Genomic DNA, 13,607 nt, shown 5'->3' with positions numbered 1-13,607 from the left:
TCCCTCTCGACAAGGTCCCGATGAGCGCACGGAACCACAGCCAACAGGCCGGACAGTGCGTGATCCCGGGTTGCGCTTGCTGCGCTGAGATCGAACGTACGGACCCAGGTGTCCGGTATCAACCGTTTCGGGAACGCCGCAGGCCAGCCCCCGTTACCCGCGGAAACCCAGCGCCCCACAGTGGTCTGAACCACCGCAAAATCGGCATTCCGGTCGCTCCAGAGGGAGCCCGCTGTGACCGAGACCACCGCAATCCACCCCGAAACGGTGGACAGGCCGCCAGCAGCACATCACCGAGCGTCAGATTTCGGGCCTTCGGTGGCCCGCGCCACACGGATCCTGTTCAGGGCCAGGTCAGTTCGCGCCGCCAGCCGTGGGAGTCGGTGCGGCGATAGTGCAGTCGGACGTGGCGCCGGTCGGCCGCGCCCTGCCAGAACTCCACCTCCGCCGCCCGGACCGCGTAGCGGGTGTAGCCCTCGGGCACCAGGTCGGGGTCGGCAGCCAGCCGCTCGGCGGCGTTCGCCCAGGCGGTGCTGAACTCGTCGGGGTCGGCCAGCGGCTCGCTCTGCCGGCCGACCAGGGCGGCGATGCGCGAGTTCGGGCTGAGCAGGCGGAACGCCGCCGCGGTACCGGCCGGCTCGCCCAGCTCCACCGCACCGCGCACCCGCACCTGGCGGCCCAGGGCGGGCCAGTAGAAGGTGAGCGCCGCCCGCGGGTCCCCCGCCAGCTCGCGCCCCTTGGGGCTGTGCGCGTCCCCGGCGAACCACCAGCGTCCCTCGGCCGGGTCCACCTCGCGCAGCACCACCACCCGGGCGTCGGGCCCGGCCGTGGAGAGCACCATCGTCTGCGCGTCCGGCACCCCGGCCCGCAGCGCCCCCAGCAGCCAGCTCACGAACAGCTCGCCGGGCCGCTCGGGCGCCTCGGCCGCCTCGAAGGCGGGCAGCGGGCGGGCCATCGGGGGCCGGGAGATCAACAGCTCGCGCAGCTGGGCGAGCTCGTCCTGGTTCACGGGGTCCGGCATGCGGTGATCCTCCCACGCGGGCGCGGCGAACCGGCCCGCGCGGGAGGAGTTGGTCAGCCCGCCTTCCAGTACTTCACCGCGGCGATGCTGATGTCCGCCGAGCTGCCCACGGCGGGGCCGGCCCCGCTGGTGGCGGTCTCGGCCTGGAGCACCCAGTGCATCGGTCCGGAGGGGATCCGGCTGGTGGAGTGGCCGATCACCTTGCCGTCCAGCGAGAAGGTCAGGCTGTTCGGCTCCCAGTCGATGGTGCTGACGTGCCAGGCGCCGGCTTCGGCCACCGAGGTCTCGTAGGCGTCCTGGTCGGAGCCGGAGGTGGCGCCCTGGCGGTGCATGTAGGCGGAGACGTCGCCGGTCAGGCTGCCCTCGGGGAAGTCGATCTCACCGTTCTGCGGCCACACGTCGCCGTCCGGCCAGAGCAGGAAGGCCGTCTTGAAACCGGCCGCCGAGGTGGCCTTCCAGGTGATCTCGAACTTGCCGTACTGCACGCCGCCGTCCTTGCCCACCGCGCCGGGGAGCTTGGGCAGCGGCGCGGCCACCCAGGTGCCCGCGCTGTCGCGGCTCAGGTGCATGTTGAGCTGCCCGTTGGCGATCGACAGGGTGCGGGCGGGGTCGTAGGTGCCGTTCTTCGAGGTGTCCTTCCAGCCGCTCGGGTACGCCCACCACTTGGCGTCCACGGCCGCGGGCAGGCCGGTGCAGTGGCTGGTCTGGACGGGGCCGTTGGCCGAGCAACCGGTCCAGCTGCCGAGCGGCACGTTCTCGCCCGCGAAGTACTCGGCCCAGGTGGCGAGCGAGCCACCGGTGGCGGTCGGGGTCGACGTCGGGAACGGCGTAGGCGTGGGCGTGGGCGTGGGCCGCGCGAACGGGCTGGCCGTGGCGCTCGCCGCGGGCGAGGGGGTGGCCGAAGGACTGGCAAGCGGGCTGGACGACGACCCGGCGGACGGCGTGGCCGTCGAGCTCGGCGGGAGGGTCGGCGTCGACGGATCCGAAGGCGCCGAAGCCGTCGGAGTCGGAGTAGAAGCAGGAGTAGGCGTCGTCGGCGCAGGAGCAGGCGTCGCCGGCGCAGCACTCGGCGTGGCCGCCGGAGCAGGCGTGGTCGCAGGAGCCGCCGGCGCCTGACGAACCGTCAGTATCTGCGCGGGCAGGTTGTGGTACCGCCCGCCCGAGTCCTGCCAGTACCCGAACTCCCGGTACGTCCCGGCGGGCAGCGTGCGCGCTCCCGTCGTCAGGTGCACGCCGTCCGAGCAGATCCGCACCCCGCTCGCCGCCTGCGGGAAGTCGAGGTTCGCCCCGCCCGCACCCCGCACGGCCACCCCGACGCTGCGCGCGGTCAGGCAGGTGGCGGAGTGCAGGGTCAGCGAGGCGGCGGTCGGCGCGCCGGCGGTGAAGGTGCTGGGCGTGAGCCGGTCCTGGACGACGCGCGGCGTCCCGGCGTCGGCCTGCCCGCTGGCCAGGGCGGTGAGCGCGATCACGGCGGCACCGGCGACGGCACCGGCCCGCACGGGCAACGGCGGCAAGGTGGGCAACGCGGGATAGACGGGCCGACCGGCGGCACGGTGGGTGCCGCGGGTCCGGTGTCGGCCATTGAGCGGTACGCGCATGGCAGGGTCCTCTACGACGCCTGCGAGGTGAGCTGTCGGGTTCGGGCCGAGTAGCCCGGCCGCCTGTGGGAGCGGCTTCACCCCTAGCCGGACCGCGCGCACGGGAGCGCGAAGCCAGGCGCTTACCTGGTTCCCCCGCTCCCGTCCGTGTCGTTGCTGGGTCGGCCGTCGGCGGGTGGACGGGACTCGGCGTCCCACCGGCGGTGCTCGCGAGCCGCGAGCGACGGGAGCAGGCTAGGCAGGCGTCCCGGCCCGGACAAGTCGGGGCAGCCCGTTATGGCGCAGCTCACACCCATGCCTCCAGTGTGCGCCCGGAGCTCAGCCGCAGTTCACGGCCGGTCAACGGGTCGGTGAACTCCAGCCGGGCGGCGAGCAGTTGGAGCGGGTGGCGGAAGTCCTGCGGGTCGGCGGGCGGCAGCACCTCCGGGTACACCGGATCGTTCATGATCGGTAGGCCGAGTGTGTGCATGTGCAGGCGCAGCTGGTGGGTGCGTCCGGTGTGCGGCGACAGGCGGTAGAGGCCCAGTCCATCGCGGTGCGCCAGCAGCTCGATCCGGCTCTCCGCGTTGACCGGACCGGGCTCCTCGCGGGCGGCGATCACTCCGCGTTCCTTGACGATCCGGCTGCGCACCGTGCGGGGCAGCGCGAGCTGCGGGTCGAAGCGGGCCACGGCCCGGTACTCCTTGCGCACTCGGCGGTCGCGGAACAGCGTCTGGTAGGCGCCGCGCGCCTCGGGACGGATGACGAGGAGCACCAGGCCGGCGGTCAGGCGGTCCAGGCGGTGGGCGGGGCTCAGCTCGGGCAGCGCGAGCTCGTGGCGCAGCCGGGACAGCACGGTCTGCACCACGTGGCTGCCGCGCGGGGTGGTGGCGAGGAAGTGCGGCTTGTCGACCACCAGGATGTTCTGGTCCCGGTGCACCACGGGGATCGGGAACGGGACCGGCGGCTCTGCGGGCAGGTCGCGGTGGAACCAGACGCTGTCGCCGGCCCGGTACGCGGTGGCGGCGTCGATCGGACCGTCGGGCCCGAGGATCTCGCCCGCGCGCAGCATCTGGGCCAGCCGCTCGCCCGCGCCGTCCGGGAGCCTGTGCGCCAGGTACTGGCCGACCGTCGCCCACTGCCCGCCCTCGTCCTGCGGCAGCCTGATCCGCACCGGGTCCACGCCGTACCGCTGCGGCAGGGGTGCGGCGGGCTTCGTCCTGCGTCTCATTCGGGCCACCCTACCGACGGCACCGGCAGCACCGACGGCGTCCGCGGCCCGGCAGGACCTCCCGGACAGGCCAGCCCTCCCGAGGCCCGAGCAGCTCAGGCCTTGCGGGCCACCGCCGCGTACATCCACCGGGTGGTGCCCTCGGTCGAGCCGTCCGGGCGCCACAGCGGCACGAACTCCACGCCCGGCTCCAGCACCTCCCAACCCGCCAGCAGCTCGGCCACCTGGGCGCGGGTCCGCAGCTGGATCGGGGTGGCGGTCTTGTCCCAGGTCTTCGCCGCCGCGGCAGCCCGCTCGGGGTTGCCCTCGTGGGTGCTGTTGGAGATCACCAGGTAGCTGCCGGGCGCCACCTTCTCCAGCACCTGGGCCACCGCGCGCTGCGCCTCCTCGTCCGTGACGAAGTGCAGCACCGCGACCAGCAGCATCCCGACCGGCTGCGCGAAGTCCACCAGCGCCTGGAGTTCCGGGTGCTCGAAGAGCTCGTCCAGCTTGCGCACGTCACCGCTGAACACGGTGGTGCTGCGGTTGTCCGCGAGCAGCGCCCGGCCGTGGGTGAGCACGATGGGGTCGTTGTCCACGTACACCACCCGGCTGGCCGGGTCGACGGCCTGGGCCACCTCGTGCACGTTCCCCGGCGAGGGCAGCCCGGCGCCGATGTCGACGAACTGCCGGATCCCCGCCTCGGCCAGCAGCCGCACCGCCCGCTGCAGGAAGGCCCGGTTCTCCCGCGCCGCGGCCGGGATGTCGGCCGACACCCCGATCGCCTGCTCGGCCGCCTCCCGGTCCGGCGGGAAGTTGTCCTTGCCGCCGAGCCAGTAGTCGTAGATCCGCGCCGGGTGCGGTCGATCGCTCTGAAGGTCCGTCACCTCGTACTGCACCACTGCCCCCTCGCCCCGTGTACCCGCCCGACCGGCGGGTTCGGGAAGCATAACCGGCCGCCCTGAGGCCGCTCTGGTGTCCCCGCCGAATTCCCGAGCCCCGCAGGTCAACGCCGGGTATGGTCGGGGTTCCGGCCACCTCCCGCTGAACGAATGCGAGATCAGATGCCCGACCTGTCGGACGAGTTGCTGCCTTTCGGCGCGGGTTCGCAGCCGGATCTGCTGCCCGGGGCACTGCTGCCCGAGACCCGGCGAGCGCTGCTGCACCGGCTGGCGGTGGGTCAGGCGCGGGGGCGGACGCCGTCGATGGTGGGCGCGGTGGTGCGCGGCGGGCGGACGGTGTGGTCCGGCGCGCGCAGCATGATCGACGGGCATGCGCCGGACGCCGACGTGCAGTACCGGATCGGTTCGGTCTCCAAGACCTTCGCCGCCGTGCTGGTGCTGCGGCTGCGTGACGAGGGCCTGGTGGACCTGGCGGACCCGCTGGAGCAGCACCTGCCCGGCACCGCCGCCGGGCGGGCCAGCATCCGCGAGCTGCTGTGCCACGCGGCGGGGCTCTCCTCCGAGACGCCCGGGCCCTGGTGGGAGCGGACTCCGGGGACGCTTCGCCCGGAGCTGTCCGACCTGCTGGAGGACCAGCCGTTCCGCCACCCTGCCGGGGAGCGGTTCCACTACTCGAATCCCGGTTACGCGCTGCTCGGTGCGCTGGTGGAGCGGCTGCGCCGGCAGCCGTGGGGCGAGGTGCTGCGCCAGGAGGTGCTGGAGCCGCTCGGCATGCACCGCACCACCCTGCTGCCGCAGGCCCCGCACGCGGGCGGCTTCGCGGTGCACCCGTGGGCGGACGTGATGCTGCCCGAGCCGCTCGTCGACACCGGGGCGATGGCGCCGGCCGGCCAGCTCTGGTCGACGGCCGCCGACCTGTGCCGGTGGGCCGCGTTCCTGACCGGCGGCCACGCGAAGGTGCTGTCCGCCGAGACCCTGGCCGAGATGCGCCGCCCGGCCGTGGCACCGGACGAGGAGTGGGCTTCCTGCTACGGGCTGGGCCTGCAGTCGGTGCGCCGGGGCGGGCGGCTGCTGGTGGGCCACAGCGGCTCGATGCCCGGCTTCCTGGCCGCTCTCTGGTTCAGCCCGGCCGACGACGTGGCGGCGGTCACGCTGGCCAACGTCACCGCCGGTGCGAACCCGTCCACCGTCGCCGCCGACCTGATCGGCATCGTGGCCGAGCGCGAGCCCGCCTTCCCGCCGCCGTGGCGCCCGCTGCCGCAGATCGATCCGGCGCTGCTGGCCCTGACCGGGCCCTGGTACTGGGGGCCGACGCCGCTGGCGCTGAAGCTGGGCGCCGACCGCCACCTGGAGCTGGTCGAGCTGACCGGCTCGGCCCGCACCTCCCGGTTCCGCCCCGAGCCGGACGGCACCTGGACCGGCCTGGACGGCTACTACGCGGGCGAGCCGCTGCGCGTGGTGCCGGCGACCGACGGCTCGGTCGACCATCTGGACGTGGGCAGTTTCGTGCTGACCCGGCAGCCGTACGGGCCGGCCGAGGCGGTGCCGGGCGGGGTGGCCGAGGCGGGCTGGCAGGCCATGTAGGCCACGGCCGGGGCGGCCGGAATGTGAGCCGGGTCACGTGTCCCACCGTCGGCCTGACGGAGCGTCAAACACGGCGACCGGATCGTTATCGATCTTTGAGCCGGAACATGAGACACCTCACATCACCTTGTGATAGGACCTCCGACCCGCTTACGGTGCTTCTCGTTCGTCCTCACACGAACCTCGCTCTCCGGAACGCCGAGTCCTGCCGCCGGGACGAGCGAGCACGTGCCTTCACAGCACCGCGGCAGGAGCGGGGGAACCACAGGTAAGTCGCCCCACCCGGATCCGTCCGGGCGGGGCTTGGGGTGAAGCCGCGCTAGCGCGGCCGGGCAACTCCAGCCCGAATCCGACAGCTCACCTCGCAGGCGTGGGAGAGGAAAAGCTCATCATGATGTCCGTCAACGGTCGTCCCAGCCTGCCCAGCCGTAGCACCCTCAAGCGCGTCGTCGCCGCCGCCGTCGTGGCCGGCGTCGGTGCGGGCCTGCCCGTGATCGCCGCCACCGGCGCCTCCGCCGCCCCGGCGCACCAGGCCGCCCCGGTCCACACGCTGGCTGCCGCCCCGGTGCACACCGTGGCCGCCGCCGCGCCGCAGGCTGCTCCGGCCGCGCCCGCCGCCCCGGCCGCTGCCGCCCAGCCGGCTGCCGCGCCGGCCGGCTACACCGTGGTCAAGGGTGACTGGCTGTCGAAGATCGCCGCTTCGCACAACGTGCAGGGCGGCTGGCAGAAGCTGTACGACCTGAACAAGTCGGTGCTGACCTCCGGCCCGAACCTGATCTACCCGGGCCAGCACCTGGTGCTCTCCGGCACCACCGCCCAGGCCGCCCCGGCCCCGGCCCCGGCCCCGGCCCCGGCCCCCGCCCCGAAGCCGGCTCCGGCTCCGGCCCAGCAGCAGAGCGCGCCGTCGACCAACTCGTCCTCCTCGACGAGCAAGTCGTCCACCAAGGCCTCGGACGCGGGCAGCTCCAGCAGCAACAACCAGGCCGCGAGCCGTTCGGCCAACCGCAACCAGCTGAGCACCAACTCCACCAGCACCAAGACCACCACCACCAGCGTCGTCGCGGCGCCGGCGAACAACTCGGAGGCCTCGCTCAAGGCGCTGGCCGCCTCGATCGTCCCGGCCGACCAGCTGGCCTCGTTCGAGCAGATCATCACCCACGAGAGCGGCTGGAACATCACCGCCACCAACCCGAGCTCCGGTGCCTACGGCCTGCCGCAGGCCCTGCCCGGCAACAAGATGGCCTCCGCGGGCTCGGACTGGGCCACCAACCCGGCCACCCAGATCCGCTGGGCGCTGCAGTACATGAACGAGACCTACGGCAGCCCGAACGCCGCCTGGTCGTTCTGGCAGAGCCACTCGGCGTACTGAGCCGGGATCAGCTCCCAGTAGGGGTCGACTCCCGGTAGGGGTCAACTCCCGGTAGGTGTCCGGACGGGCGCTGCGACTGCGGTCGCGGCGCCCGTTCGGCGTTTCGCCGGTCCGGGCCCGCGGCTTCGGCCGGCCGGCCGGCTACTCGGACTCGCCGTACCGGACCAGGTACTCGGCGAGCTTGGCCATGTCCTGGTCGGACCAGTCCGCGAACCGCTCGGTGAAGGCCGCCCGGCGCATCTCGTTCGCCTCGCGCAGCAGCGCCAGGCCCGCCTCGGTCGGGCGAAGGATCTGCCCGCGGTGGTCCTCCGGGTCCACCTCGCGCGCGGCGTAGCCGAGTTGCTCCAGGTCGCGCACCTGCCGGCTCACCGTGGACTTGTCGAGCATGAAGTAGGCGGCCAGGTCGGCCGCCCGGCAGCCGCCGCGCTCGGTCAGCAGGTCGAGCATGCTGTACATCACCAGCGACAGCTCCGGGTGCAGTTGCGAGGCCTTGTGCCGCGCCCGCCGGGCGAAGGCGGTCAGCTCGCGCTGGATGGTCTCGATCGACGCGTCTCGGCCGGACACGGGGCCCTCCTCGCCTGCGGCCAACTGGTTGCCGACTACAACATAGCCGCCCGGTGCGCCGTAGGGCCTCGGCGCCGCCGGGAGGCCGTAGCGTTCTGCGTGAGCGCAGGCCACACCGAGAGGCGGCACCCCTCATGCAGCTGGGCATCTCGCTCGCGCCACCCCGCTGGCCGGCCGCCGGTGGCGCGATGGCGCTGCGTACCGCGTTGCGCGCCGAACAGCTCGGCCTGCACTACCTGACCGCCGACGACCACGTGCTGCGCACCGACGGCGCCGGCCTGGACCCGCTCACCCTGCTCGCCGCCGTGGCCGGCGCCACCTCGCGGATCCGGCTGGCCAGCAGCGTCCTGGTGCTCCCCTACCGCCACCCGCTGCTGCTGGCCAACCAGGCGGCCACTCTCGACGTGCTGTCCGGCGGCCGGTTCACCCTGGGCGTCGGCACCGGCGGCGATCCGGGCGAGTTCGCCGCCCTCGGCCTGGACGTGCACGAGCGCGGCCGCCGTACCGACCAGTGCCTGGCCGCCCTGCGTGAACACTGGGCTGCCGACGGCGCGTCGGCGGTCCGGCCGCGGACCGAGGGCGGCCCGCCCGTGTGGGTCGGCGGGCGCAGCGACGCCGCGCTGCGCCGGACGCTGCGGTTCGGCGCCGGCTGGCACGGCAGCGGGGTGGACGAACACGACGTGCGGCAGGTGCGGGCCCGCCTGGAGGTGCTCGGCGAGGAGCTCGACCGGGACCCGGCCGAGCTGACCCTGTCCGCCGTCTGCGCCTTGGTGCCGCCCGGCTTCACCCCCGCCGGCCCGCTGCCGCCGCCGCTGCGCCCGCTGGCCGACCCGGGCGCGCGCGCCGGGCAGGTGCTGGACGCGCTCGACCGGCTGCGCGGGGCGGGCCTGTCGATGGTCGCGCTCTGGCTGCCGCTGGACCCGCACCAGCTGCTGGACGCCCTGGACTGGATCCACAGCGATCTGCTCGGCGGCCTGAGGCGCTGAGAGGCCGTCAGCTCAGTGGTCGGCAGGAGCGGTTGGCGAGCGCCCGGTGTGCCGATGCTTGAAGATCCACTCCGTGGGGAGTAATAGAAGGCGGAGCAGGCAGCAGTGGGCTGCCGTGGCCCCAAAATGGCGCTCGTGTCGCGGCGCCGAAGGAGAGATTCGTACCGATGGCAACCGGCGTGGTGAAGTGGTTCAACGCTGACAAGGGGTTCGGGTTCATCCAGCAGGATGACGGCGGGGCGGACGTGTTCGTCCATTTCTCGGCGATCCAGCAGTCGAGCGGCTACAAGGAGCTGTTCGAGGGCGACGCCGTCGAGTACGACGTCGTGCAGGGCCCGAAGGGCCCCCAGGCGGAGAACGTCGTCCGCCAGGCGTGATGCCGGGGCATCGGCGAAGGGCTCCGCCCCCCGACCAGTCGGTCAGTGGGACGGAGCCCTGGACGGTGGGCGTTGCGCAGCATCTGCGCCCGGACCGACGACCCCGCCTCCAGGGAGCTACGGCCGATCGTGGAGGTGGTGAAGCAGCGTCAGGAGGGCGACGGGAGCGCGAGGTGGGCGGGGGCGCCACCGAGTGAGGTGTACAGCTGCGTCCAGCGCTTGTCGGTGGTGGTGGGGGGTCGGCCGTCGCAGTAGGGCTTGGTGCCGTTGGCGGTGTAGTAGCGCATCAGGTCCAGGACGGCGAGTGTGTCGGCGCCGGTGCCGGGTGTGTAGCGCTGGGCCGGGTTCTTCGTCTGGTGGACCAGGCAGGTCGGGGCGGGGGTGTTGGCCTGGGTGTCGAGCGCACCCTCGGAGGAGGCGCCGCAGGCGGTGAGGGCGGCGGTCGCGAGCAGGGCGGCCAGGGGCAGGAGGCGACGTGGTGTCATGAGGGGTTCCCGGTTCTTCACAGGACGAGGGGCAGGCTGCGGGCGATCAGGCCCAGGCCGACGACGAGGACCAGCAGCGCCGTCAGGAGGGCGGCGTGCGGGAGGAGTCGGCGCACGGTGCGCAGGCCCGGCCGGTCGACGAGCGTGCCGAGCTGGTCGCCGATGCGTACGAGGAGCAGTCCGACGGCGGTGAGGGTGGCGGCCATGCCGAGCCCGTAGGCGAGGACGAGCGTGGCGCCGAAGGCGGTGCGGCCGAGCGCGACGGCGCCCAGGAGGACGACCAGCGCCGAGGGGCTGGGGACCAGGCCGCCGGCGATGCCCAGGCCGACCAGGGCGCGGTTGCTGTAGGGCTTGGCGTCGGCGGGACCGTGGGTGTGGTGGCGTCCGAACAGTCCGTGGCTGTGTCCGTGGCCGTGGCCGTGGCCGTGCGGGTGGCCGTGGCCGTCCTGGGGGCTGTGGTCGTGCGGCTGCCCGTCGACGTGCTCGTGGTGGTGGTCGTGCTCGTGCTCGTGGTCATGCTCGTGGTCATGGTGGTGGTCGTGATGACGCTGCGGGTGCGGGTGGTCGTGGTGGTGCAGGACGTGACGGTCGGTGGGGGCGCCGGTCGCGTCGAGGGCTGTCGCGGTGGGCGTGGCTGCCGCGCCGACCAGTTCGGGTTCTGCGGCGGGCGGCGGCGGGGCAGCGGACTCGTGATGGTGGTGTGCCGTGTGCCGGCGTGAGCGGCGGGCGGCGTCGAGGAGCAGGCCTGCGCCGACGAGCGCGACCAGGGTGCCGCTGGCGACGCCCAGCCAGTTCAGCAGCAGGTCGCCGGCGAGGGCGGAGAACGCGGTCAGGCACAGTCCGATGACCAGGACGCCGGCGGTGTGGGTGAGCGTGACGGTGGCGCCGACCGTGAGGGCGTCGCGGGTTCGGCCTCGCCGGCCGGCGAGGTAGGCGGCCATGACGGTCTTGCCGTGGCCGGGAAGCAGGGCGTGGCCCGCGCCCAGCACGATCGACAGCAGTACGGCGAGCACACCGACCGGCCAGGTGAGGTGGCGTACGGCGCTGAGCGCGCTCAGGCGCTTGGACAGGCTCTCCAGCCAGGCGGTCGGCCCGCCCTGCGCGCCCGGCGGTACGGCGGCCGGCCCCTGGTCCGATCCGGATCCGGGCTGTGCGGTGAGTTCGGCGTGCACGTCGCCGCGGGGCTCGGAGAGCAGGTCGCGGGGGTAGCTGCGCAGTTCGTCGGTGGCCGAGGTGGCAGGGACGGTCGAGTGGTCCAGGCGGACGCCCTCCCCGCGGGCGGTGATCTCGTTCCAGCCGACGCGTGTGGCGTCGACTCCGGTGTCCACGTGCAGGGCCACCGGGCCCGCGGTCAGGTCGGCCGGTGCGGACAGGCGGCACTCGAGGCGGCTGGTGCGCATGCCGGCCTGGCCGCTCTGGTAGTCGAAGGCCGCGGAGTCGACGGTGAAGCGCAGCCGCTGTGCGGCGGTGACGGCGAGGTGCTCGGCCGCCTCGTCACACCTCGCGCGGGCCCAGGCGGAGCGCTCGGAGGTGCTGGCGGTGCCATCGCCGTCGGTGTCCACGTGCGGGGCGTCCTGCAGGGTGGGGATCTCGGCGGTGTCGGTGACCGTCAGGGCCTCGATGCGGTCGGGTCGCAGGATGAGCCCGGTGTAGTGGTTGACGGAGAAGTTGCCCAGCGGGTGGGCCTGCGCCTGGGACGCCGTGGCGGCAAGCATCCACACGCTGCCGGCGGCCACTGCCGCTGCTCTGACCAGGATGTGGCGCTGTGTCATGTCGTGCCTTTCACGGCAGCGCAGGTGCACGACCCGGGTGGCACCGACACGCGGCTGCGCCGGTCGGGGCCGGTCTGGGCCGTCGTGCCAGGGCAACGGCGGCCCGTGGGCGGTGGTGTGTGCACACGTGCGGCTTGTCGGGGCGAAGCCCACCGATCGGTTCGAGGGTTCCTTGAAGGACGATGGCCGCTGTGGTGCGCCGGGTCACCCTGGGCGGGCCGGACGGGTGCGGCAGATCACCCGCGCGGCCCACGGCCGACCGCCGATCGGCTGACTGCGCGTCAGCTGCTTGCCCCGGGCGGCACCTGGGTGCCCGCTGCCGGTGCGGGGCGCACGGGCGGCCAGGCCGCCGGTGCAAGCTTCTGAGCGCCCCTCAGACAGACCACTTGCACCTGGTGAGAGCTCCTAGCTGCACATACTTTGCAGGTAGGGACTCTGAGCAGCGCTTGCTGCTTGCGGCCGACGCGGACGAAGGAAGAGCGCCCATGGCTGTCACCGCCCCTCCCACCTCGCCCACCCTCCCGGAGCCGGAGCGCCGCCGCCGGCGCCTGAAAGCGCTCATGACGCGGGCGGAATGGCGGCGGTTCGCCGCCATGTTCGCCTTCATCGCGGCCCTGCACGTCATCGGTTGGACGCTCCTCGTCGCGGTACTGGCGCCGCACCACCGCACCGTCGCGGGGCCCTCCTTCGGGATCGGCATCGGAGTGACGGCCTATGCGCTGGGCATGCGGCACGCCTTCGACGCCGACCACATCGCGGCGATCGACAACACGACCCGCAAGCTGATGGGGCGCGGGAGCCGACCGCTGTCGGTGGGCTTCTGGTTCTCCCTGGGCCACTCCAGCGTCGTCTTCGCGCTGACCGTCCTGCTCGCTGTCGGCGTCAAGTCCCTGGCCGGACCGCTGCAGGACGACTCCTCCTCGCTGCACAGGATCACCGGCCTGGTGGGAACGGCCGTCTCGGGGACGTTCCTGTACGTGATCGCCGCGATCAACCTGGTCGCCCTGGCCGGGATCTGGCGGGTGCGGCGCCAGATCAGGTCGGGAGGTCTGGACGAGGCGGCCCTTGAGGAGCAACTGGACCGGCGCGGGCTGATGAACCGCCTGCTGGGGCGGGTGGTGAGGTCGATCGACGCGCCCTGGCAGATGTACCCGGTCGGGCTGCTCTTCGGTCTCGGCTTCGACACCGCCACCGAGGTCGCGCTGCTGGTGCTGGCCGGGTCCGGGGCCGCCGGCGGTCTGCCCTGGTACGCGATCCTGTGCCTGCCGGTGCTGTTCGCGGCGGGGATGTCGCTGCTGGACACCCTCGACGGCTCGTTCATGAACTTCGCCTACGGCTGGGCGTTCTCCAAGCCGGTCCGCAAGATCTACTACAACCTGACCGTCACCGGACTGTCGGTCGCCGTCGCGCTGGTCATCGGCACCGTCGAGCTGCTGGCCCTGCTCGCCGGCGAGCTGGGCCTGCGCGGCGGCTTCTGGCGCTGGATCGGCGCGCTGGACCTCAACACGGTCGGGTTCGCGGTCGTCGCCCTGTTCGCCGCGGTGTGGGCCGTCGCGCTGCTGGTGTTCAAGTACGCCCGGATCGAGCAGCGGTGGAACCCGGGCAGCCGTCCCGAGCACGACGAACCGGCGTAGGGCCGGCCAAGCCCGCCGAGCCGGCCGCTGACCGCGGGGTCGCGGAGTCGCGGCGCGCCGCACCCGTCACCCGTGTGCCGCCTCCTGCTGCCCCGGTCGGCCGACCCGCGTGGCGTACCTGTCCGG

Annotated in this window: 12 protein-coding genes and 2 riboswitches; of the genes, 5 read left to right on the top strand and 7 right to left on the bottom strand. The window is 73.4% G+C overall.

The window, feature by feature from the left end:
• Positions 1–343 precede the first annotated feature (343 nt).
• The 4 genes from C7C46_RS27705 to C7C46_RS27685 all read right to left on the bottom strand — a co-directional run bounded on the left by C7C46_RS27705 (position 344) and on the right by C7C46_RS27685 (position 4,695).
• Entirely contained in the window at positions 344–1,021 is a 678-nt protein-coding gene (locus tag C7C46_RS27705) for a pyridoxine/pyridoxamine 5'-phosphate oxidase (RefSeq protein WP_245985044.1), read from the bottom strand.
• Positions 1,022–1,074: 53 nt separating this feature from the next.
• Entirely contained in the window at positions 1,075–2,520 is a 1,446-nt protein-coding gene (locus C7C46_RS35365; RefSeq protein WP_245985047.1) for a glycoside hydrolase family 16 protein, read from the bottom strand.
• A gap of 101 nt (positions 2,521–2,621) precedes the next feature.
• Positions 2,622–2,796: riboswitch (cyclic di-AMP (ydaO/yuaA leader) on the bottom strand.
• A gap of 109 nt (positions 2,797–2,905) precedes the next feature.
• The gene (locus C7C46_RS27690; RefSeq protein WP_110672657.1) at positions 2,906–3,829 is read right to left on the bottom strand and encodes a pseudouridine synthase; all 924 of its coding nucleotides are present in this window, start codon (positions 3,827–3,829) and stop codon (positions 2,906–2,908) included.
• A gap of 95 nt (positions 3,830–3,924) precedes the next feature.
• Positions 3,925–4,695 (bottom strand): SAM-dependent methyltransferase, encoded by a 771-nt coding sequence (locus tag C7C46_RS27685; protein ID WP_245985041.1) that lies wholly within the window; start codon positions 4,693–4,695, stop codon positions 3,925–3,927.
• A 246-nt stretch (positions 4,696–4,941) separates the two neighbouring features.
• On the opposite strand from C7C46_RS27685, the gene C7C46_RS27680 reads away from it, so the two are divergent.
• The gene (locus tag C7C46_RS27680) at positions 4,942–6,294 is read left to right on the top strand and encodes a serine hydrolase domain-containing protein (protein WP_110672667.1); all 1,353 of its coding nucleotides are present in this window, start codon (positions 4,942–4,944) and stop codon (positions 6,292–6,294) included.
• 264 nt (positions 6,295–6,558) lie between these two features.
• Positions 6,559–6,680: riboswitch (cyclic di-AMP (ydaO/yuaA leader) on the top strand.
• Positions 6,681–6,685: 5 nt separating this feature from the next.
• Positions 6,686–7,663 carry a LysM peptidoglycan-binding domain-containing protein gene (locus C7C46_RS36850; RefSeq protein ID WP_146259226.1) on the top strand — a complete coding sequence of 326 codons (978 nt, stop codon included), beginning with the start codon at positions 6,686–6,688 and terminating at the stop codon, positions 7,661–7,663.
• Positions 7,664–7,804: 141 nt separating this feature from the next.
• Here C7C46_RS36850 and C7C46_RS27670 read toward each other — a convergent pair whose 3' ends face one another.
• Complete coding sequence (locus tag C7C46_RS27670) at positions 7,805–8,227, bottom strand: MarR family winged helix-turn-helix transcriptional regulator (RefSeq protein WP_110672656.1); 423 nt, start codon at positions 8,225–8,227, stop codon at positions 7,805–7,807.
• A 134-nt stretch (positions 8,228–8,361) separates the two neighbouring features.
• On the opposite strand from C7C46_RS27670, the gene C7C46_RS27665 reads away from it, so the two are divergent.
• The gene (locus C7C46_RS27665) at positions 8,362–9,213 is read left to right on the top strand and encodes an LLM class flavin-dependent oxidoreductase (RefSeq protein WP_110672655.1); all 852 of its coding nucleotides are present in this window, start codon (positions 8,362–8,364) and stop codon (positions 9,211–9,213) included.
• A 167-nt stretch (positions 9,214–9,380) separates the two neighbouring features.
• Complete coding sequence (locus C7C46_RS27660) at positions 9,381–9,590, top strand: cold-shock protein (protein ID WP_110672654.1); 210 nt, start codon at positions 9,381–9,383, stop codon at positions 9,588–9,590.
• 149 nt (positions 9,591–9,739) lie between these two features.
• Here C7C46_RS27660 and C7C46_RS27655 read toward each other — a convergent pair whose 3' ends face one another.
• Both C7C46_RS27655 and C7C46_RS27650 read right to left on the bottom strand, forming a co-directional pair.
• Positions 9,740–10,075 (bottom strand): hypothetical protein, encoded by a 336-nt coding sequence (locus C7C46_RS27655; RefSeq protein WP_110672653.1) that lies wholly within the window; start codon positions 10,073–10,075, stop codon positions 9,740–9,742.
• Between the two features lie 17 nt (positions 10,076–10,092).
• A complete protein-coding gene (locus tag C7C46_RS27650) occupies positions 10,093–11,847 on the bottom strand; it encodes a nickel/cobalt transporter (protein WP_110672652.1) in 1,755 nt (584 codons plus the stop codon).
• Positions 11,848–12,332: 485 nt separating this feature from the next.
• On the opposite strand from C7C46_RS27650, the gene nicT reads away from it, so the two are divergent.
• On the top strand, positions 12,333–13,481 hold the full coding sequence (gene nicT, locus C7C46_RS27645) for a Nickel transporter NicT (RefSeq protein WP_245985038.1): 1,149 nt from the start codon (positions 12,333–12,335) through the stop codon (positions 13,479–13,481).
• Positions 13,482–13,607: the final 126 nt, after the last annotated feature.

Origin of the sequence: Streptomyces tateyamensis (assembly GCF_003205575.1) — a bacterium.
GTDB lineage: Bacteria > Actinomycetota > Actinomycetes > Streptomycetales > Streptomycetaceae > Kitasatospora > Kitasatospora tateyamensis.
This window is presented reverse-complemented; position numbering and strand designations above follow the sequence as displayed.

Coding starts and splice junctions, on each gene's coding strand:
- C7C46_RS27705 (WP_245985044.1), bottom strand. CDS start 1,021: ATGCCGGACCCCGTGAACCAGGACGAGCTCGCCCAGCTGCGCGAGCTG.
- nicT (WP_245985038.1), top strand. CDS start 12,333: ATGGCTGTCACCGCCCCTCCCACCTCGCCCACCCTCCCGGAGCCGGAG.
- C7C46_RS27650 (WP_110672652.1), bottom strand. CDS start 11,847: ATGACACAGCGCCACATCCTGGTCAGAGCAGCGGCAGTGGCCGCCGGC.
- C7C46_RS27660 (WP_110672654.1), top strand. CDS start 9,381: ATGGCAACCGGCGTGGTGAAGTGGTTCAACGCTGACAAGGGGTTCGGG.
- C7C46_RS36850 (WP_146259226.1), top strand. CDS start 6,686: ATGATGTCCGTCAACGGTCGTCCCAGCCTGCCCAGCCGTAGCACCCTC.
- C7C46_RS27665 (WP_110672655.1), top strand. CDS start 8,362: ATGCAGCTGGGCATCTCGCTCGCGCCACCCCGCTGGCCGGCCGCCGGT.
- C7C46_RS27690 (WP_110672657.1), bottom strand. CDS start 3,829: ATGAGACGCAGGACGAAGCCCGCCGCACCCCTGCCGCAGCGGTACGGC.
- C7C46_RS27655 (WP_110672653.1), bottom strand. CDS start 10,075: ATGACACCACGTCGCCTCCTGCCCCTGGCCGCCCTGCTCGCGACCGCC.